17 protein-coding genes are annotated in these 17,991 nt (G+C 75.2%); 9 read left to right on the plus strand and 8 right to left on the minus strand.

The features are described 5' to 3' along the window. Positions 1-9: 9 nt before the first annotated feature. Together RIM90_RS23620 and RIM90_RS23625 are read left to right on the plus strand one after the other, a co-directional pair. On the plus strand, positions 10-420 hold the full coding sequence (locus RIM90_RS23620; protein ID WP_309062778.1) for an ATP-binding protein: 411 nt from the start codon (positions 10-12) through the stop codon (positions 418-420). A 219-nt stretch (positions 421-639) separates the two neighbouring features. Beyond that, positions 640-1,266: an NAD(P)-binding domain-containing protein gene (locus RIM90_RS23625; protein ID WP_309062762.1), complete on the plus strand. Its 627-nt coding sequence runs from the start codon at positions 640-642 to the stop codon at positions 1,264-1,266. Here RIM90_RS23625 and RIM90_RS23630 read toward each other — a convergent pair. The 3 genes from RIM90_RS23630 to RIM90_RS23640 are packed head-to-tail and all read right to left on the minus strand — an operon-like array spanning position 1,263 to position 4,198. Then, positions 1,263-2,168: a LysR family transcriptional regulator gene (locus tag RIM90_RS23630; RefSeq protein ID WP_309062763.1), complete on the minus strand. Its 906-nt coding sequence runs from the start codon at positions 2,166-2,168 to the stop codon at positions 1,263-1,265. The genes RIM90_RS23625 and RIM90_RS23630 overlap by 4 nt on opposite strands. A 30-nt stretch (positions 2,169-2,198) precedes the next feature. Continuing rightward, complete coding sequence (locus RIM90_RS23635; RefSeq protein ID WP_309062764.1) at positions 2,199-3,194, minus strand: DMT family transporter; 996 nt, start codon at positions 3,192-3,194, stop codon at positions 2,199-2,201. A 35-nt stretch (positions 3,195-3,229) separates the two neighbouring features. After that, complete coding sequence (locus RIM90_RS23640) at positions 3,230-4,198, minus strand: EamA family transporter (RefSeq protein ID WP_309062765.1); 969 nt, start codon at positions 4,196-4,198, stop codon at positions 3,230-3,232. Positions 4,199-4,318: 120 nt separating this feature from the next. Between RIM90_RS23640 and RIM90_RS23645 the strand changes: the two genes are divergently transcribed. After that, the gene (locus tag RIM90_RS23645) at positions 4,319-4,828 is read left to right on the plus strand and encodes a MarR family transcriptional regulator (RefSeq protein ID WP_309062766.1); all 510 of its coding nucleotides are present in this window, start codon (positions 4,319-4,321) and stop codon (positions 4,826-4,828) included. Positions 4,829-4,857: 29 nt separating this feature from the next. On the opposite strand, the gene RIM90_RS23650 is transcribed toward RIM90_RS23645, so the two are convergent. Continuing rightward, complete coding sequence (locus RIM90_RS23650) at positions 4,858-6,324, minus strand: FAD-dependent monooxygenase (protein ID WP_309062767.1); 1,467 nt, start codon at positions 6,322-6,324, stop codon at positions 4,858-4,860. A 171-nt stretch (positions 6,325-6,495) separates the two neighbouring features. Here RIM90_RS23650 and RIM90_RS23655 point away from each other — a divergent pair, with 171 nt between their 5' ends. Continuing rightward, the gene (locus RIM90_RS23655) at positions 6,496-7,218 is read left to right on the plus strand and encodes a TetR family transcriptional regulator (protein WP_309062768.1); all 723 of its coding nucleotides are present in this window, start codon (positions 6,496-6,498) and stop codon (positions 7,216-7,218) included. A 140-nt stretch (positions 7,219-7,358) separates the two neighbouring features. Here the strand turns inward: RIM90_RS23655 and RIM90_RS23660 are convergent, their stop codons facing one another. From RIM90_RS23660 to RIM90_RS23670, 3 genes are all read right to left on the minus strand, one after another. Continuing rightward, on the minus strand, positions 7,359-7,634 hold the full coding sequence (locus tag RIM90_RS23660) for a hypothetical protein (protein ID WP_309062769.1): 276 nt from the start codon (positions 7,632-7,634) through the stop codon (positions 7,359-7,361). Between the two features lie 128 nt (positions 7,635-7,762). Then, the gene (gene malQ, locus RIM90_RS23665) at positions 7,763-9,886 is read right to left on the minus strand and encodes a 4-alpha-glucanotransferase (protein WP_309062770.1); all 2,124 of its coding nucleotides are present in this window, start codon (positions 9,884-9,886) and stop codon (positions 7,763-7,765) included. Beyond that, on the minus strand, positions 9,887-10,171 hold the full coding sequence (locus tag RIM90_RS23670) for a hypothetical protein (protein WP_309062771.1): 285 nt from the start codon (positions 10,169-10,171) through the stop codon (positions 9,887-9,889). A 337-nt stretch (positions 10,172-10,508) separates the two neighbouring features. Between RIM90_RS23670 and RIM90_RS23675 the strand changes: the two genes are divergently transcribed. The 4 genes from RIM90_RS23675 (at position 10,509) to RIM90_RS23690 (ending at position 16,051) form a co-directional block, all read left to right on the plus strand. Then, the gene (locus RIM90_RS23675; protein ID WP_309062772.1) at positions 10,509-13,388 is read left to right on the plus strand and encodes a beta-N-acetylglucosaminidase domain-containing protein; all 2,880 of its coding nucleotides are present in this window, start codon (positions 10,509-10,511) and stop codon (positions 13,386-13,388) included. Between the two features lie 85 nt (positions 13,389-13,473). Then, complete coding sequence (locus RIM90_RS23680; protein WP_309062773.1) at positions 13,474-14,007, plus strand: PadR family transcriptional regulator; 534 nt, start codon at positions 13,474-13,476, stop codon at positions 14,005-14,007. Next, the gene (locus tag RIM90_RS23685) at positions 14,004-14,711 is read left to right on the plus strand and encodes an ABC transporter ATP-binding protein (RefSeq protein WP_309062774.1); all 708 of its coding nucleotides are present in this window, start codon (positions 14,004-14,006) and stop codon (positions 14,709-14,711) included. The genes RIM90_RS23680 and RIM90_RS23685 overlap by 4 nt, the downstream gene beginning before the upstream one ends. After that, positions 14,708-16,051 (plus strand): FtsX-like permease family protein, encoded by a 1,344-nt coding sequence (locus tag RIM90_RS23690; protein WP_309062775.1) that lies wholly within the window; start codon positions 14,708-14,710, stop codon positions 16,049-16,051. Before RIM90_RS23685 ends, RIM90_RS23690 begins: the two co-directional genes overlap by 4 nt. Before the next feature lie 67 nt (positions 16,052-16,118). On the opposite strand, the gene RIM90_RS23695 is transcribed toward RIM90_RS23690, so the two are convergent. Continuing rightward, positions 16,119-16,655 carry an HNH endonuclease gene (locus RIM90_RS23695; RefSeq protein ID WP_309062776.1) on the minus strand — a complete coding sequence of 179 codons (537 nt, stop codon included), beginning with the start codon at positions 16,653-16,655 and terminating at the stop codon, positions 16,119-16,121. A gap of 307 nt (positions 16,656-16,962) precedes the next feature. On the opposite strand from RIM90_RS23695, the gene RIM90_RS23700 reads away from it, so the two are divergent. Continuing rightward, positions 16,963-17,991 (plus strand): mechanosensitive ion channel family protein (locus RIM90_RS23700; protein ID WP_309062777.1); only part of this gene is annotated, 1,029 nt, incomplete at its 3' end.

Below are 17,991 nucleotides of genomic sequence, written 5' to 3' on the forward strand. Positions count from 1 at the left end.
GGAGTTCTCATGCCCGAAACCGAACCGTGGGAGTACTCCCTGTGCATCCCGAACGACCCCAGAGCCGTCACCGTCTGCCGCCGCACCCTGCGCCTGATCCTCACGGTGCACGGCCTGATCCGTCTGGTCGACGTCGCGGAGCTGCTGGCGGCGGAGCTGGTCTCCAACGCCGTACGGCACACCAAGGGTCCGGCGGCCCTGCGGGTGCTCTGGTCGGGGTCGGGGGTCCTGCGGATCGGGGCATGGGACGCGGACCCGTCACCGCCCGAGCCGCCGCAGCCCTTCGCCCCGGAGTGGGAACGGGAGGACGGCCGGGGCCTGGCCCTGGTGCGGGCCTGCGCCGACATGTGGGGCTGGCAGCCCCTGACGAGGGAGGGCAACCGGGGCAAGTACGTGTGGTGCGAGCTGGGTGCCGCTTAGGACGCTGGCGGCGTGGCCGTGGGGCCACCCGCTTCCTCGTCAGTGCCGTGCTTCCGCGGCCCGCCTCGGCGGGCGGCCCCACGGCCACGTGTGCACACCGGCCACCTGAACGCCTCCCCCGGCTCGCCCTCACCGGCCTCGGTACTACGTCTTTGGTGCCGGTCCGCGCGAGTCCACGGTCCGATCCGCCGGGCCCCGGGCCGGGACTAGCCTCGCGGCATGCGTATCGGACTACTTGGCACCGGAAACGTCGCCCGAGCACTGGCCCACGGCTGGAAGGGCGCGGGACACGACGTCCTCCTCGGTTCGCGCCGGCCCGAGGAGCGGACGGACCTCGGGCTCCCCGTGGCGGGCCTGGACGACACGGCCGCCCACGCGGAGGTACTCGTCAACGCGACCCCGGGCACCGTCTCCCTGGAACTGCTGCGCTCCATCGGGGCACCGGCGCTGGCCGGCACCCTGCTGATCGACGTCGGGGTCGGACTCTCCGACGACTACACCCGGCTCTCCCACCCCAACAGCAGCCTGGGCGAGCAGATCCAGGAGGCCTTCCCCCTGACGCCCGTCGTCAAGACGCTGTGCACCATGGACTCCACCGTGATGGTCGCCCCGAACGATCTCGACGGGCCGAGCACCGTCTTCCTCTCCGGCGACGACGCCGAGGCCAAACGGACCACCGGGCGGCTGCTCACCGACCTCGGCTGGCCCCCGTCGTCCCAGCTGGACATCGGCGGCATCACCACCGCCCGGGGCCAGGAGCACTTCGCCTTCCTCTTCATGGGCATCGCGGGCGGCCTGGGCACCCACGTCTTCAACATCGACGTGGTCGCCCGCCCTGCCGTCTAGGATCCGGTGACCGTCGCGGCCGTGCGCAGGGCCGCCAGGACGTTCGCCACCGCCGTGCCCTCCTCCGCGCCCCTGCGCACGGCCGCGACGACGTGGCGGACCGGGCGGTCCTCGGCCGGCTCCCGCATCACCACGCCCTCCCGGCGCTCCGCCGCCATGCGGGGGACGAGCGCGACGCCCATGCCCGCCTCGACCATCGCCAGGATCGCCGTCCAGCCGGCCGCCGCGTGCCCCTGGTGCGGGCGGAACCCGGCCGCCTCGCAGGCGCCTCGCGTGATGTCGGACCAGGGGCCGCTGCCGCCGAAGATCCACGGTTCGGACGCGAGGTCGGCCAGCCGCAGTCCGGCCGCGCCGGCCAGCGGGTGGTCGCGGGGCAGGGCGACGTCCAGCGGGTCGGCGAGCAGGTGGACCAGCGTGAAGCGCGGGTCGGTCGCGGTGGGGGCCTGGGCCGCGAGGGACAGGGCGAGGTCCGTCTCCCCGGTCGCCAGCAGCTCGTACGCCTGCTGCGCCTCGGTCTCCCGCACCCGCACCGTGACCCCGGGGTGCGTGGCGCGCAGCGCGGTCACCGCCGGTACGACGAGGGCGGGCACGGCGGTGGAGAAGGCGCCGACCCGCACCTCACCGGCCTCCCCGTGCGCGTAGGCCGCCAACTCGGCGTCCGCCCGCTCCAGTTGTTCGAACACGGCCTCGGCGTGCCGCAGCACCAGACGGGCCGCGTCCGTGAGCCGCACCCGGCGTCCGTGGGCCTCCAGCAGCGGCACCCCGAGCTGCCGGGAGAGGTTCGTCAGCTGCTGGGAGACCGCCGACGGGGTCATCCGCAGCGCCTCGGCCGTCGCGGTGACCGTCCCCCGTTCCCGCAGCGTCCGCAGGATCTGAAGCTTCCGGATGTCCCACTCGGCCATGGCGGCAACCTATCCGCCCGGCCGCGCTCCTCACCGGCGCGCCCCCGCGCCGAGCATGACCCCGCCCAGGATCAGCGCCATGCAGCCGGCCTGCGCCCAGCCGGTCGGCTCGGACAGCAGCGCCCAGGACAGCAGGGCCACGCACACGGGCTGGAGGTAGTAGACGATGCCGGCCCGGGTCGGGCCGATCAGGGAGACGGCCTTGTTCCAGGCGAAGAAGGCGACCGCGGAGGAGGCGACGCCGACGTACAGCAGGGGCAGGACGGTGCCGGGCGTCAGGGCGAAGCCGCCCTGGACGGCGAGGCTGACCCCTTGGGCGGGCAGCAGCAGGACGGTGCCGAACAGGAACGTGGTGAACAGGAACGCGGCGCCGTCGAGACCGGCGGGCCTGCGGCGCAGCAGGGCGCTGTAGCCGCCGAAGCAGCAGGCGGCGGCGATCATCCACAGGGCGCCGGCGCCGAACGGGCCGCCGCCGAGAGGGCTTCCGGCGCCGGAGGAGGCGCCGCCCGCTCCCCCGCCGGCCCAGCCGATCAGCAGCAGCACGCCGGTGCACGCGGTCAGCAGCCCGGCGATCCGGCGGGCGCCGAGCCGTACGCCGCCCGCCCGTTCGCACAGCGCCATCACCACCGGCGAGGCCGCCATGATCATGCCCATGGTGGCGGCGGGGGTGGTGACCCCGGCCTGGTTGACGAGGGTGTTGTAGACGGTCACGCCGAGCAGGGAGGCGAGGAGGACGAAGCGGAGGTGGCGGCGGATCAGCGCGCGCTGCCGCCAGGCCTGCCGGGCGCCGAAGGGGGCGACGGCCGCGAGCGCCACCACCCAGCGCCAGAAGGCGTGCTGGACGGGCGGCACGCTGTCGCCGAGCGCGCGGGAGGTGACGAAGCTGCCGGACCAGACGACGGTGGCGAGGGCGGCGAGGGCGAGTCCGAGGGCTACGGCGTGCCGTCGCCCTCGGGGCTCCCCCGGTGCCGGTACGGCCGGTGACTCCGGTGCGGGAGTGCTGGTTCGGCGGTCGGCTACGGCCACGGAGGTCCCTTCGCTGGTCGGCGGTCCCGGTGGGCCTACCGTCGCAGCGCCGGAGCCGTCAGGTCCATCGAATCTTTTCGACCGTTCTCTTCAGTGGAACTGAATGGTGCGGCAGGGGAGGACGCGGGCGGCACGGGGGTCGTGCGGGCGCGCGGAGCGATCTGCCCGGCCACCGTCGCCCCGAACGCCAGTGCCATGCCGGCCAGTTGCACCGGTGTCAGCGCCTCGCCGAGCGCCGCCCAGCCGACGACGGCCGCGGTGAGCGGGGACAGCGGGCCGAGGAAGGTGACCTGCGTGGCGGTGAGCCGGCCGATGCCGCGGAACCAGAGCCAGTACGCGACCGCCGTGTTCGCCAGGGCGAGGTAGAGGTGACCGCCGATCGCCGGGCCGTCCAGCGCGGGCGGCGCGCCCTCGACCAGGAAGGCGAGCGGCGCGATGAGCAGTCCGCCCGCGGTGAGCTGCCAGCCGGTCAGGGCGAGCGGGCCGACCCCCTCGGGCCGGCCCCACCGCTGGGTGAGCACGGTGCCGGTGGACATGGAGGCGGTGGAGGCGAGCGCGGCGAGCACGCCGAGCGCGTCCAGCGCCCCGGCCGCCTTCAGGACGACGAGGCCGACCCCGAAGGCGGCCGCGGTCCCGGTGAGGAGGGTGCGCGCGGTCGGCCGCTGTCCCAGCAGCAGTGCCGAGAGGCCGACCACGAACAGCGGCCCGACCGAGCCGACGACCGCGGCCATGCCGCCGGGCATCCGGTACGCGGAGAGGAACAGCAGCGGGAAGAAGGCGCCGATGTTGAGCGCGCCGAGCACCGCCGCCTTGCCCCACCAGGCGCCGCGCGGCAGCACCCGGGCGAGCGCGAGCAGCAGCAGTCCGGCGGGCAGGGCACGCATCAGGCCGGTGAACAGGGGGCGGTCGGCCGGCAGGAACTCGGTGGTGACGGCGTAGGTGGTGCCCCAGGAGACGGGTGCGAGGGCGGTGAGCGCGATCAGGGCGGCGCGGTTCGCGGCCATGGGGACGCACCTCTTCCCGGCGGGTCGGAAATGGACTGGTGGCAAGTAGCTTAGCACTAAGCAACTTTCCGCCAAGCTACTTTCTTGCGAACGACCCTCGGTGCGCGGATACTCCTGCGCATGAGTGCACGCCCCGAGCAGCGCAGGGACCCCGTCGACGCGATCGTCGAGCAGTGGGCGGCGGTCCGGCCGGACCTCGACACGGCCGCCATGGAGGTCTTCGGCCGCATCCACCGGCTCTCGCGCGCCATGGGCGACCGGATGGACAAGGCGTACGCCGCGTACGGGATCTCGCGCGGGGAGTTCGACGTCCTCGCGACCCTGCGCCGCTCCGGCGAGCCCTACACCCTCTCACCGCGCCAGCTCTCGGCCACGCTGATGCTCACCACCGGCGGGATGACGGGCCGCCTCGACAAACTGGAGCGGGCGGGGCTGCTGCGCCGCTCCCCCGACCCGCACGACCGCCGGGGACTCCAGGTCACGCTCACCGAGCGGGGACTGCGCCTGGCCGACGAGGCGGTCGGCGCGGGCCTCGCCCTCCAGACGGAGGCACTGTCCGCCCTGGACGGGGAACGGGCGGAGCAACTGGCCGACCTGCTGCGGGAATTGCTGCTCGCGACCGAGCGGTAGGGGCCGCTCCTGCAGCCGGGGCCGCCTTTTCAGCCGACGTGAGCGGCGAGCGCGGCCCCGATCCCGGCCGGACCGGCGGAGTCCGACGCCCACGCCACGTACCCGTCGGGCCGCACCAGCACGCTCGTCCGCCGGTCCCCGGCCCAGCGCTCCACCGCCAGCCGTTCCCCGTGCGCGCCCCCGTCGTCGTACGGCTCCGGGGTGATCAGCACGAACCGGCCGCCGCGCAGCGCCTGGTGCAGGCGGCGTCCGCCGGCGAGCGCGACGTCGGGGACGCGGGCGCCGGTCGCCCGGTGGGCGCCGAAGGGCGCGGGGTACCGCACGCCGATCCCGGTGATCCGGCCGACCGCCCTGCGGCGGGCCGGGCCGACATGGTCGAGCACCGTCGTCAGGGCCGCGCGCAGCGCCAGCGTCCAGGGGCGCCGGGCCATGGCGAGCCGGACTATTCCGCCGCTGCTGCGCAGCACCGCCCTGCCGACGGGGTGCCGTTCGGCCTGGTAGGTGTCGAGCAGTGACTCGGGGGCGTGTCCGCCCAGCACCTGGGCGAGCTTCCAGCTCAGGTTGGCCGCGTCCTGCAGGCCGGTGTTCATGCCCTGCCCGCCGGCCGGGGTGTGGACGTGCGCGGCGTCCCCGGCGAGGAAGACGCGGCCCACGCGATAGGCGGGCGCCTGGCGTTCGTCGCTGTGGAAGCGGGACACCCAGCGGGCGTCGTGCATGCCGTAGTCCCGGCCGAGGGCGAGCCGGGTGATCTCCCTGATCTCGTCGAGGCCGACGGGTGTGTCGTCGGAGGGATTCCGCCCCCGTCGCCAGGCGACGACGCGGTGGTAGCCGTCGCCGAAGGAGGCGAGGAAGGCGAAGGCGTCGCCGACGGTGTTCACGGTGAGCAGCGTCCCGGGCTGCTCGGCGAGCCGCACGTCCGCCAGGAGGACCGACCGGATCACCGAGCGCCCGGGGAACGGCAGCCCGACCGCGGTCCGCACGGTGCTGCGCATCCCGTCGGCCCCGACGACGTACGCGGCCCGCAGCCGCTCGCGCTTCCCACCGGGCCCGGTGACGTCGACGGTCACGCCGTCGGCGTCCTGGCCCAGGGCGGTCACCTCGGTCTCGTACCGGAGGTCGACGCCGGCCTCGCGGGCCCGCCGCAGCAGGGCCTTCTCGACCTCGTACTGCGGGATGACGAGGAGGTGGCGGAAGCGGGAGGGGAGCGTGCCGAGGTCGAGGGCGAGCCGGCCGAAGAGGCGCAGCCGGTCCAGCGGGCGGCCGACCGCCTCCAGCTCGTCGGCGAGGCCCCGGGCGTCGAGCTGTTCGAGGGTGCGGGCGTGCAGGACGAAGGCGCGGGAGAGGTTGCTGATTCCGGACGGGCGCTTCTCGACGACGGTGACGGGGACGCCGGCGGTGGCCAGGTCACCGGCCAGCAGGAGCCCGGTGGGGCCGGAGCCGACGACGAGCACGGTGCGGTTGTCGCGGTTGTTGCCGTGGTCACGGTTGTCGTTCATCGGGAGCCTCCCTGGAGGGCGACGTGCGGGCTGCCGGCGCGTGTGTCGGCGCCTGTTTGCCAACGTCCGTTTGCCAACACACGTTGACCAACGCTCGTAGACCACCGTAGGACCGCCCCGGCAGGCAGTCAACAGTTGTTGGCCTACGGGTGTTGGCCTACGGTTGCGGGCATGCACGCCAGCGACAGCGACACCGACAGGGAAAGCCGCAGCGGCAGCGGCGACGGCAACAGCAACGGCAACGGCGACAGCGGTGCGTCAGCCCCCGTCCCCGCCCCGGCCCCACCGCGCACCCGGGCGGCCGCCCGGCGCTCGGACTCCACCCGCGCCGCCATCCTGCACGCCGCACGCGAGCGGTTCGCCTCCGACGGCTACGAGCGGGCGACCATCCGCGCCATCGCCCGGGACGCGAAGATCGACCCGTCGATGGTGATGCGCTACTACGGCACCAAGGAGGGCCTGTTCGCGGCGGCCGTCGCCATCGACCTCGAACTGCCCGACCTGAGCGCGCTGCCCCGGCACGAGGTCGGGCAGGCGCTGGCGCGGCACTTCCTGGCGATGTGGGAGGAGAACGAGGTCCTCACCGCCCTGCTCCGGGTCGCCGCCACCAGCCGGGCCGGGGCCGAGCGCACGCAGGACATCTTCCGGGACCAGGTCCTCCCGGTCGCCCGGCAGGTCTGCCCCGACCCCGAGCAGGTCCCGGCACGCGCCGCACTCGTCTCCTCGCAGTTGCTGGGGCTGGCGCTCACCCGGTACGTCCTGTGCTTCCCCCCGGCGGCCGAGCTGGCCCGGGAGGAGATCGTGGCGTGGCTGGGGCCGACGCTGCAGCGGTACCTGACGGCGCCGCACCCGGGCCCTCCGGACCGTCCGGGCCGTCCGGGCCGTCCGGGCTGACCCGCGGCGCCTTCCCGGGCTGCGCGGGTGCCGGACAGCGCCGAGGGCGCCGTCCCCGTCGTCGTGCGGCACGTGTGCGTGCGTACGGCGGCGGGGGCGGCGCCCTCGGGAAGGTGCGCGGGGCTCGCGGAAGCCCTGGATCAGGCCCTGGCGTCGGCCTTGGTCCGGATGTTGGAGCTGGTCGGGTCCTTCTTCTTGTGCGACTTGTCGCCGACCATCACCAGACCGGCGATGATCACGAACAGCGCGATCGGGGCCACGACGTAGAGGCCCAGCGTCTCGATGACGCTCAGGCCCGTGCCGGGGTCGTCGCCGTCGTCGCGGGTGAGCGCGAGCGCGGGGGACGACATGAGCAGCATCATCAGCGTCGTACCGGCTGCCAGGGCGCCGGCGCGCAGGGCGTTCTTCTTGTCCACGCTGCACAAGGTAGCGAACGCCGGTGGGGAGTGCGCGTCCGGGGTGCCGTACGTGCCGTACGCGCCGCACGAGGGCCTTCGCGTGCTCGTGCCGTCGCGCCCGCACGGCGGGCCCGCGCGGGCCGCCCTCACCGGCCGTGCGGGCCGCCCTCACGGCCGGTGTCCGTCCGCAGCACGTCGATCAGTGCCCGCAGTCGCGGGGACGCCGCCAGGTCCTCCAGCGTCACCGGGCGGCCCTGCGCGTCGGCGATCGGCAGGCGCCAGTTCGGGTACTGGTCCCAGGTGCCGGGGAGGTTCTGCGGGCGCCGGTCGCCCACGCCGTCGGGGAGCCAGACGCCGACCAGGCGGGCCGGGGTGCGCAGCAGATAGCGGTGCACGGCCTGGATCCCGGCCTCCTCCGAGGAGGTGCCGGTGCCGCCGGCCGAGGAGGTGCCGGTGCCGTCTTGCAGCAGCCCGAGCCGGGCGAGCAGGTCCAGCCACTCCGCCGTGTCGGCGGCGGCCTCGGCGCGTTCCTCGGCCAGGGGGCGGGTGAGCAGCCCGAGACCGTCGCGGAGGTCGACGTGTTCGCCGGTGAGGCGGGCGGCGGTGGGCGGCAGGTCGTGGGTGGTGGCGGTGGCCAGGCAGTCGGCGCGCCAGCGCTCCGGCGGCAGCGGGCGGCCGTCGCCCTCCCAGTCCCGTTCGAACCAGAGCACCGAGGTGCCGTACACCCCGCGTTCGCGCAGCGCCTCGCGCACCCCGGGCTCGACCGTGCCCAGGTCCTCGCCGATCACCACCGCCCCGGCCCGGGACGCCTCCAGGACGAGAGCGGCGAGCATGGCCTCGGCGTCGTAGCGGACGTAGGTGCCCTCGGTGGGCGGGTGGCCCTCGGGCACCCACCAGAGCCGGAACAGGCCCATGACGTGGTCGATGCGCAGGGCGCCCGCGTACCGGAAGAGGGCTTGGAGCAGGGCGCGGAAGGGCGCGTAGCCGGAGTCGGCGAGCCGGTCCGGGCGCCAGGGCGGCAGACCCCAGTCCTGGCCGCGCGCGTTGAAGGCGTCCGGGGGCGCGCCGACGGACATGCCGGACGCGAAGTACTCCTGCTGCGCCCAGGCGTCGGCGCCGACGGGGTGCACGCCGACGGCGAGGTCGTGCACGATCCCGACCGGCATCCCGGCCTCGCGCGCGGTGCGCTGGGCGGCGGTGAGCTGGGCGTCGGTGAGCCAGGCGAGGCGGGAGTGGAAATCGACGCGGTCCGCCAGCTCGCGCCGGGCGCGGGCGGTCCCGGGGGAACGGGGGTCGCGCAGCGCGGCGGGCCACCGGCGCCAGTCGGCGCCGTGGACCTCGGCGAGCGCGCACCAGGTGGCGTGGTCCTCCAGGGCCCGGCCCTGCTCGGCGAGGAAGTCGGCGTAGGCGGCGTGCCGGCCGGGTCCGAGCGGGACCGCGTGCACCAGTTCCAGCGCCTCGCGCTTGAGCTCCCACACGGCGTCCCGGTCGATCAGCGCGCCCCGCTCCAGCACCGCCTCGCGCAGCCGCCCGGCCCGCTCCAGCAGGGCGAGCACGCGGTCGCGGTCCCCGACGTACGCGAACTCGGGGACGTCCTCGATCCGCAGGTGGACCGGGTCGGGGAAGCGGCGCGAGGAGGGGCGGTACGGGGAGGGGTCGGTCGGGGTGCCGGGGACGGCCGCGTGCAGGGGGTTGACCTGGACGAATCCGGCGCCGAGGACGCGGCCCGCCCAGCCGGCGAGTTCGCCGAGGTCACCGAGGTCGCCCATGCCCCAGGAACGGCGGGAGAGGAGGGAGTAGAGCTGGACCAGGAGCCCGTGGGAGCGCCCCGGGGGCGCGGGCAGCCGGGGCGGGGCGACGATCAGGTGGGCGTGCGCGGTGCGGCCGTCGGGGGCGGTGGCGGTCACCTCGTGCACCCCGGGCGGGAGGTGCTCGGCCCGCGCGCGGGTCTCGCCCTGTTCGGTGCGCACGCGCAGCCGGGTGCCCTCGGGGAGCGCGGCGAGCGCGGCCGGGGTGTCCGCGCCCCAGCCGACCACGGTGGGCGGCAGCAGCCGCGCGTCCCGTTCCCGTTCCCCGGCGGCGAGCGCGGCGCGGACGGCCGCGGGGGTGCCCGCGTCCACGCCGAGGGCGGCCAGCGCGCGCGTGACGGCGGTGGCCGAGGCCGCGACCGTGCGGTCCGGGGAGGGGCGGTAGGAGGTGGCGACGCCGTGCAGGGCGGCGAGCCGGGACAGGTCCTCGGCAGGGGGCTCGGCCGGCCGGGGCGCGGTCACCTAGGGCTCCGGGCGGTACTGGGCCGGGAAGGAGTCGAGTCCCGAGGAGTCCATGGCGGCGTCGGACTCGCTGGTCAGGGGGGCGGCGTCGGCGAGCGGGGGTTCGCTGGTGAGGGGTTCGGCGTCGGGCAGCGGGGGTTCGCTGGTGAGCGGGACCTCGGTGCAGGGGCCCTCGGCGCTGAAGACGCAGAGGTGGAGGCCTTCGGGCCCGGCGGACGGTTCGGCGGGCGGCTCCGCCGCGGGTTTGGACAGGGCCGGGGACGGGACGTATGCCGGTGCAGCCACAGGGGCCTCCTCGTCGAGCACTGCTTGCACTACCCGGCGGATCACGCGAGTAGCGGTGCGGGTCGTTCGTGCGGGTTATCTCGCAGCCCTACCCAGCGGGCGCGAGGCCAGACGCACGAACGCGCACAACGTGCTCCTGCTCACAGTCTCTTCCCGCTCCCTCACTCCACAGTGGGACAAATGCGCCACAACGGCCACTCTCATTGACACGTTCACCGCAGGAATGGTGGGCTCTGGGTTTCTCGGTAACGGATCGGACACGGCCGTCGGCCACGGGGTCCGGTGCCCGAGGGGGCGCCCCGCCGGGCGACCGGGGCCGAGTGACGAGGAGGGGTCAGTGCAGCTGGGGCGTGGGAGAAGGGCGGCCGCCCTCGCGTTCGTCGTCGTCGCCGGAACCCTGGGCGCCGCGCCCGCCTCCGTGGCGGCTCCGCCCGCGCCCGGGACGACCACGGCGCCCGTCCCCGACACGGCCGGGGCGGACCTGTCCGTGTGGCCGCGCCCGCACTCCCTGCGCGCGAACGGCGCCCCGGTCGCGGTGACCGACGAGGTCGTCCTGCACGCGGACGCGGCGGCCGACGGGTACGCCCTCGACGCGCTGCGCGCGCTGCTGCGGCAGGCCGGGGCACGCCGGTTCCTCGCCCCCGGCGCACCGGTGCCCGAGGGGGCGCTCGTGGTGCGCGTGAGCGCGGAACGCCCCACGGGCGACCCCCGGCGCGCTCTTCCCGCCGGCGGCTACACGCTCACCACCGGCCGGGGCGCCGTCTCCCTCACCGGGGCGGACGGCGACGGCCTGTTCCACGCCGTGCAGACGCTGCGCCAGCTCCTGCGCCCGGACGGCCGCCTCACCGCGGCGGTCGTCCGGGACTGGCCGGGCACCGCCGTGCGCGGCGTCACCGAGGGCTTCTACGGCACCCCGTGGACGCACCGGCAGCGGCTGGCCCAGCTGGACTTCATGGGCCGCACCAAGCAGAACCGGTACCTCTACGCGCCCGGCGACGACCTCCACCGGCAGGCCCGCTGGCGTGAGCCGTACCCGGCCGAGCGGCGCGCGGAGTTCCGGGAGCTGGCCGAGCGGGCCCGGCGCAACCACGTCACGCTCGGCTGGGCGGTGGCGCCGGGCCAGGCGATGTGCTTCGCCTCGGACGCCGATCTGCGCGCGCTGACCCGCAAGCTCGACGCGATGTGGGCGCTGGGGTTCCGCGCCTTCCAGCTCCAGTTCCAGGACGTCAGCTACAGCGAGTGGCACTGCGGGGCGGACGCCGACCGGTTCGGCTCCGGTCCCGGGGCCGCCGCCCGCGCCCAGGCGCACGTGGCGAACGCGGTGGCCCGTCACCTGGCGGACCGCCACCCGGGCTCGGCCGCCCTGTCCTTGATGCCCACCGAGTACTACGAGGACGGCTCGACCGCCTACCGGCGCGCCCTCGCGAAGGAGCTGGACGCGGGCGTCGAGGTGGCGTGGACCGGGGTCGGGGTGGTGCCGCGCACCATCACGGGCCGCGAACTCGCCGAGGCGCGCGAGGTGTTCGGGCACCCGCTGGTGACCATGGACAACTACCCGGTGAACGACTACGCCCCCGGCCGGATCTTCCTCGGCCCCCACCAGGGCCGCGAACCGGCCGTCGCCGCGGGCTCGGCCGCCCTGCTCTCCAACGCGATGGAGCAGCCCGAGGCGTCCCGCATCCCGCTGTTCACCGCCGCCGACTTCGCCTGGAACCCGCGCGACTACCGCCCCCGGGAGTCCTGGCGGGCCGCGATCGCCGACCTCGCGGGCGGTGACGCCGAGCGCCGCGAGGCCCTGACCGCGCTCGCGGGGAACGCCGCGTCCTCGGTCCTGGGCGGCGAGGAGTCGGCGTACCTGCGTCCGCTGCTGGAGGACTTCTGGCGGTCCCGGGCCCGGACCACCGCCCGCGGCGAGGACGAGACCGAGGCGGCCCGCCGCCTCCGGGCCGCCTTCACGGTGCTGCGCGAGACGCCGCGGCGGCTGTCCGGCACCGCGCTCGCGGTCGAGGTCGCCCCCTGGACCGGGCAGCTGGCCCGCTACGGCGACGCCGGCCTCACGGCCCTGGACATGCTGCGCGCCCAGCACGCCGGGGACGCGGGCGCCGCCTGGACGGCGTACCGGAGGCTGGGCGAGCAGCGGACGCGGCTGGGGTCCGCGCGGGTGACGGTCGGCGAGGGCGTGCTGGACCCGTTCCTGAGCCGGGCGCAGAAGGCGTACGAGAGCTGGGCCGGCATCGACCACGAGCCGCCCGCGCGCTCCGGCGGCCCGGACGACGGCGAACGCACCCTGCGCCTGCCGCGGGCCCGCTCCCTGAACGCCGTGACGGTGCTCACCGAGCCCGGCACCCACGGGGCGGTGGAGATCCGCGTACCGGGCGGGGGCTGGCGCCGCCTCGGCGCGCTGTCCGGCACGGGCGCCACCGAACTGCGGGCCGACGGGCCGGCCGACGCCGTCCGGGTCACCGGTGCCGCCCCCGACCGGGTCCGGCACCTGATCCCCTGGTACGCGGACGCGCCCGCCGCCTCCCTGGAGCTGCCGGACGACCGCGCGGACGCCGACATCGGCGGCACCCTGCGGCTGACGGCCACCCTCGGCTCGCTGCGCCCCGGCGAGGCGCGCGGCAGGCTGACCGTCGAGGCCCCCGACGGCCTGCGGGTCGAGGTCCCCGGCGACCCGCTGACCGTCCCGCGCGGCACGCCGCTGGAGGTACCGGTCGAGGTGACCGTGGAACCGGGCACGCCGGCCCGGTCGTACGAGGTCCGGCTCGGCTTCGGCGGGGTGAGCCGCACGCTGACCGTGCACGCCGTCCCGCGCACCGCCGGCCCCGACCTGGCCCGCACCGGCCGGGCGAGCTCCTCGGCCGACGAGACCCCCGACTTCCCGGCCTCGGCGGCGAACGACGGCGACCCGGCCACCCGCTGGTCGTCCCCGGTCGAGGACGACGCCTGGTGGCAGGTCGAGCTGGAGCGCCCGGTGCGGCTCGGGAAGGTCGCGCTGCACTGGCAGGACGCGTATCCGTCGGCGTACCGCGTCGAGGTCTCGGCGGACGGCCGCACCTGGCGCACCGCGGCGACCGTGCGGGACGGACGCGGCGGCCGGGAGACCGTCCGCATGGACGAACCCGACGTGCGCCACGTCCGCGTCCAGGGCGAGAAGCGGGCCACGCGGTACGGCTACTCCCTGTGGTCGGTGGAGGCGTACGCGGTCGCGGACTGATCCGTCCGCCCCGGCACCGGAGTTCGCGTTCTTTTCCGCGAGCCACTATTCACTCAGTACATGTACTCAGTGCATAATGATCGCCATGAGCACCCGCCACATCCTGCTGGGCCTGCTCGCCTCGGGGCCGAGCCACGGCTACGACCTGAAGCGACGCCACGACGCACGCTTCCCGCAGGCCCGCCCGCTGGCCTACGGGCAGGTCTACACGACCCTGCAGCGCCTGGTCCGGGACGGTCTCGCCGAGGTCGAGGGCACCGACTCGGACGGCGGTCCGGAGCGGACGGTGTACCGCACCACGGACGAGGGGGCACGCGAACTGTCCCGCTGGGCGGGGGAGACCGCCCCGCCCGCGCCGTTCGTGACGAACGAGATCTTCGCCAAGGTCGTCGTGTCGATCCTCGGCGGCGGCGACCCGGCCGCCTACCTGCGGGCCCAGCGCGCCGCCCACATGGAGCGGATGCGCGAACTCACCGCGGTCAAGACCGCGAAGGGCGCCGACCTGGCGACCGTGCTCTCGGCGGACTACGCCCTCAACCACCTCGACGCCGACCTCCGCTGGATGGACACCACGGCGGCCCGGCTCACCACCCTGACCGCGGAGGTCGACGCAGCATGAACAACGCAGCCACGGGAGAGCCGCTCCTCGCGGCCCGTGACCTGGTCAAGACCCACGGCAGGACATCCGCCCTGCGCGGCGCGTCGCTCGACCTGCGGGCCGGCGAGATCCTCGCGGTCACCGGCGCCAGCGGCAGCGGCAAGTCGACGCTGCTGCACTGCCTGGCGGGCATCGTCCGCCCGGACCGGGGCTCCGTGACGTACGACGGGCAGCGGCTCGACCGGCTGCCGGAGAAGCGGCTGAGCGAGCTGCGCCGCACGGACTTCGGCGTGGTCTTCCAGTTCGGCCAGCTCATCCCGGAACTGACGGCGCTGGACAACGTGGCGCTCCCGCTGATGCTGGCCGGCACGCCCAGGTCCCGGGCGCACGAGCGGGCCGGCGAGTGGCTGGAGCGGTTCGGGGTGCGCGGCCAGGAGGAGCTGCGGCCCGGCGAGATGAGCGGCGGGCAGGCCCAGCGGACCGCGCTCGCCCGGGCGCTGGTGACCGACCCGAAGGTGGTGTTCGCGGACGAGCCGACGGGAGCGCTGGACTCCCTGGCGGGCGAGCAGGTGATGACGGCCCTCGCGCACACGGCCCGCGAGTCGGGCACGGCGGTCCTGCTGATCACGCACGACGCCCGGACCGCGGCCTACGCGGACCGCGAGGCGTCCCTGCACGACGGCACCGTGGTGGCCGAGGACGCGGCGCTGGAGGTGACCCGGTGACGGCGGACCTGCGGCTGGCCTGGCACCTGGTGCGCGGCTCCGACCGGCACGAATGGTGGCGGATCGCGCTCACCGGCGTCGGCGCGCTCCTCGCGAGCGCCCTGGCCCTGGGGGCGGTCGTCCTGGGGGCGCTGCGCGGGCACCACCCGATCCCCGTCGCCGACGGCCTGCTGGACAACCCCGGCGAGCGGGCGGGCGTGGTCGCCGCGCTGCTGCTCCTGCTGATCCCCGTGCTCGGCTTCGTCGGCCAGAGCGCCCGTCTCGGCGCGGTCCACCGGGACCGACGGCTCGCCGGGCTGCGGCTGGCCGGCGCCACGCCCTGGCAGGTGCGGCGGATCGCGGCGGCCGAGACCGGGCTGGCCTGCCTGGCCGGCTCGGCGGTCGCCACCCTGGCCTGCGTCGTGCTGATGGTCCGCGTGGGGGACCACCCGTCGGTGTGGGCCTGGGCGGGAATCGCGGTGGTCGCGGTGGGGGTGCCCGTGGCGGGCACGCTGACCGGTGTGCTGGCGCTGCGCCGGGTGGTGGCCTCGCCGCTCGGCACGGTGCGCCGGGCGCGGCCGCGGACCCGGCCGGGGCTGATGTTCTTCGGGGCGGTGGCGCTGTTCCTGGGCGCGCTGTTCGTCTCGTACCTGAGCCTGGACCGCCGGCCCGGCACCGTTCCCACCGGGCCGATGCTGGTCGTGTCCGGCCTGGCCCTGGCCGGGGCGGCCGCGCTGTGGCTGGTGGGTGCCACGTCCCGGCTGACCGGTCGGCTGCTGGCCGCCCGCACCGGGAACCCGGCGGTCCTCATCGCGGCGGAACGGCTGCGGGACGACCCGTGGGCGGCGGCCCGCACACACGCGGCCGTGCTGCTGGTGACGGTCGTGGGCACCGGCTTCGTCGGCGTCCGCCAGACCCTGCTCGAGGTGCTGCACTCCGGCAAGCAGGTGGCCGAGGACCTGTCCTTCTACACCACCGGGCTCGATCTGACCGCCGCGGCCATCGGCGTCGGCCTCGCGATCACCCTGGCCGGGCTGGCCGTCGGCACGGCCGAGTCCCTGGCCACCCGCCGCCGCACGCTCGCGGCGCAGGCCGCCGCCGGGGTGCCGCATGCGGTGCTCGGCCGGGCCCTGCTGCTGGAGACCGCGCTGCCGCTGGCACCCGGCGTGCTGCTCGCGGGCCTCGGCGGTGCCGCGATCGGCACGGGGTATGCCTCGCTCACCGAGGGCGGCGGCTGGTCGATGCCGTGGGCGGCGCTGCTGGTGCCGGTCGCCGTGTACGCGGCGTCCCTGCTGGCGGCGGCCACCGCGCTGCCCCTGCTGCGCCGCTCGGTACGGCCCGCGGAGCTCCGGTACGCGTGACCCGCCGGCGGGCCCGGGGAGCGCGGGGGGCTCCCCGGGCCCGGCAAGGCGAAGACCCGGATCACCGTCAGGCGGAGATGCCGTCGATCCGGGCCAAGGCGTCGTCCGCGCCGTACGGCTGGAGGTAGGGCAGCCAGCGCGGGTCCCTGTGGCCGGTGCCGATGATGCGCCAGGCCAGGCCGGTGGGCGGAGCGGGTTTGTGGCGCAGCCGCCAGCCGAGTTCGAACAGGTGGCGGTCGGCCTTCACGTGGTTGCAGCGGCGGCAGGAGGCCACCACGTTGTCCCAGACGTGCTTGCCCCCGCGACTGCGCGGAACGACGTGGTCGACGCTGGTTGCGACGCCACCGCAGTACATGCACCGGCCCCCGTCGCGGGCGAACAGCGCCCGGCGGGTCAGAGGAACGGGTCCCCGGTAGGGAACCCGCACGAAACGCTTGAGCCGGACCACGCTGGGTGCGGGGACGGTGACGGTCGCGCTGTGCAGATAGGCGCCGGACTCCTCGAGGCAGACTGCCTTGTTCTCGAGGACGAGCACGAGCGCGCGGCGGAGCGGTACGACGCCGAGCGGCTCGTACGACGCGTTGAGGACCAGGGCATGCGGCACGGACGGCCTCCTTGTACGCCGGCGGCGCGTGGCTCGCGCCGGGACGATTTCGTAGTCAGTCTCCCCTCATGCCTGGTGGGCGCGCCACCATGTCCCGGTAACGGGCTGGGAGTGTTTTCGACCACACCCCGATTCCTCCCCAGGATCATGGCCTGTTCAAGCGCAGGTGAGGACTGTCTCTTCTTCACACATCGCGCGGATCCCCCCACAATGCCCCGTTAGTGTGGTGGTTCTGCCCGCGCCGGTGACCTTTCCGTGACCCTGACCGCCGCACCGGGGGCAGACCGTGCACCTGGAGGTACCTGCCGTGTCCTTGTCCGCCGTCCTACCGGCCGCCGGTCCGTCGCCGGCTCCCTCGGAGTCCGAGACTCCACGGGTGCCCTCGCTCCAGGACGCCCAGGAGACCGCCGGCAACGCCGCCGGCTGGGTGGAGGAGAACTGGTCGACATGGCTCGCGATCGGACTCCGGGTCCTGCTGATCGTGGTGATAGCGGTGGTGCTGAGGGTGATGGTCCGGCGGGCGATCACCAAGCTCGTCGACCGCATGTCCCGCACCGGGCAGGCCGTGGACGGCACCGCGCTCGGCGGACTGCTGGTCAACGCCGAACGGCGGCGCCAGCGCTCGCAGGCGATCGGCTCGGTGCTGCGCTCGGTGGCGTCCTTCGTGATCCTGGGCACGGCCGCGCTGATGGTCCTCGGCACCTTCCAGATCAACCTGGCCCCGCTGCTGGCCTCGGCCGGTGTCGCCGGTGTGGCGATCGGCTTCGGCGCGCGCAACCTGGTGACGGACTTCCTCTCCGGCGTCTTCATGATCCTGGAGGACCAGTACGGCGTCGGCGACACGGTCGACGCCGGGGTGGCCTCCGGCGAGGTCATCGAGGTCGGACTGCGGGTGACCAAGCTGCGCGGTGACAGCGGCGAGATCTGGTACGTCCGCAACGGCGAGGTCAAGCGCGTAGGGAACCTCTCCCAGGGCTGGGCGACCGCCAACGTGGACGTCACGGTCCGCGCGGACGAGGACCTGGACAAGGTGCGGGACACACTGAGCGAGGTCGCCGAGAAGATGGGCAAGGAGGAGCCCTGGAACGAGCTCCTGTGGGGCCCGATCGAGGTGCTCGGCCTGGACTCGATGCTGCTGGACTCGATGGTGGTGCGCGTCTCGGGCAAGACGATGCCCGGCAAGTCCCTGACCGTGGAGCGCGAGCTGCGCTGGCGCATCAAGCGCGCCTTCGACGCGGCCGGCATCCGCATCGTCGGCGGCGCCACGGCCCCGGTCGAGGGCGAGGCCCCCGACCCGACGGCGGGCGTCGCGCCCCCGTCCGCCTACGCGAGCACC

Source organism: Streptomyces sp. (assembly GCF_031181555.1).
Taxonomy (GTDB): Bacteria; Actinomycetota; Actinomycetes; order Streptomycetales; family Streptomycetaceae; genus Streptomyces; species Streptomyces fimbriatus.

Excerpts from the sequence above, each read along its gene's own strand:
- RIM90_RS23620 (WP_309062778.1), top strand. The coding sequence starts at position 10 with ATGCCCGAAACCGAACCGTGGGAGTACTCCCTGTGCATCCCGAACGAC.
- RIM90_RS23625 (WP_309062762.1), top strand. The coding sequence starts at position 640 with ATGCGTATCGGACTACTTGGCACCGGAAACGTCGCCCGAGCACTGGCC.
- RIM90_RS23630 (WP_309062763.1), bottom strand. The coding sequence starts at position 2,168 with ATGGCCGAGTGGGACATCCGGAAGCTTCAGATCCTGCGGACGCTGCGG.
- RIM90_RS23640 (WP_309062765.1), bottom strand. The coding sequence starts at position 4,198 with ATGGCCGCGAACCGCGCCGCCCTGATCGCGCTCACCGCCCTCGCACCC.
- RIM90_RS23645 (WP_309062766.1), top strand. The coding sequence starts at position 4,319 with ATGAGTGCACGCCCCGAGCAGCGCAGGGACCCCGTCGACGCGATCGTC.
- RIM90_RS23650 (WP_309062767.1), bottom strand. The coding sequence starts at position 6,324 with ATGAACGACAACCGTGACCACGGCAACAACCGCGACAACCGCACCGTG.
- RIM90_RS23655 (WP_309062768.1), top strand. The coding sequence starts at position 6,496 with ATGCACGCCAGCGACAGCGACACCGACAGGGAAAGCCGCAGCGGCAGC.
- RIM90_RS23680 (WP_309062773.1), top strand. The coding sequence starts at position 13,474 with ATGAGCACCCGCCACATCCTGCTGGGCCTGCTCGCCTCGGGGCCGAGC.
- RIM90_RS23685 (WP_309062774.1), top strand. The coding sequence starts at position 14,004 with ATGAACAACGCAGCCACGGGAGAGCCGCTCCTCGCGGCCCGTGACCTG.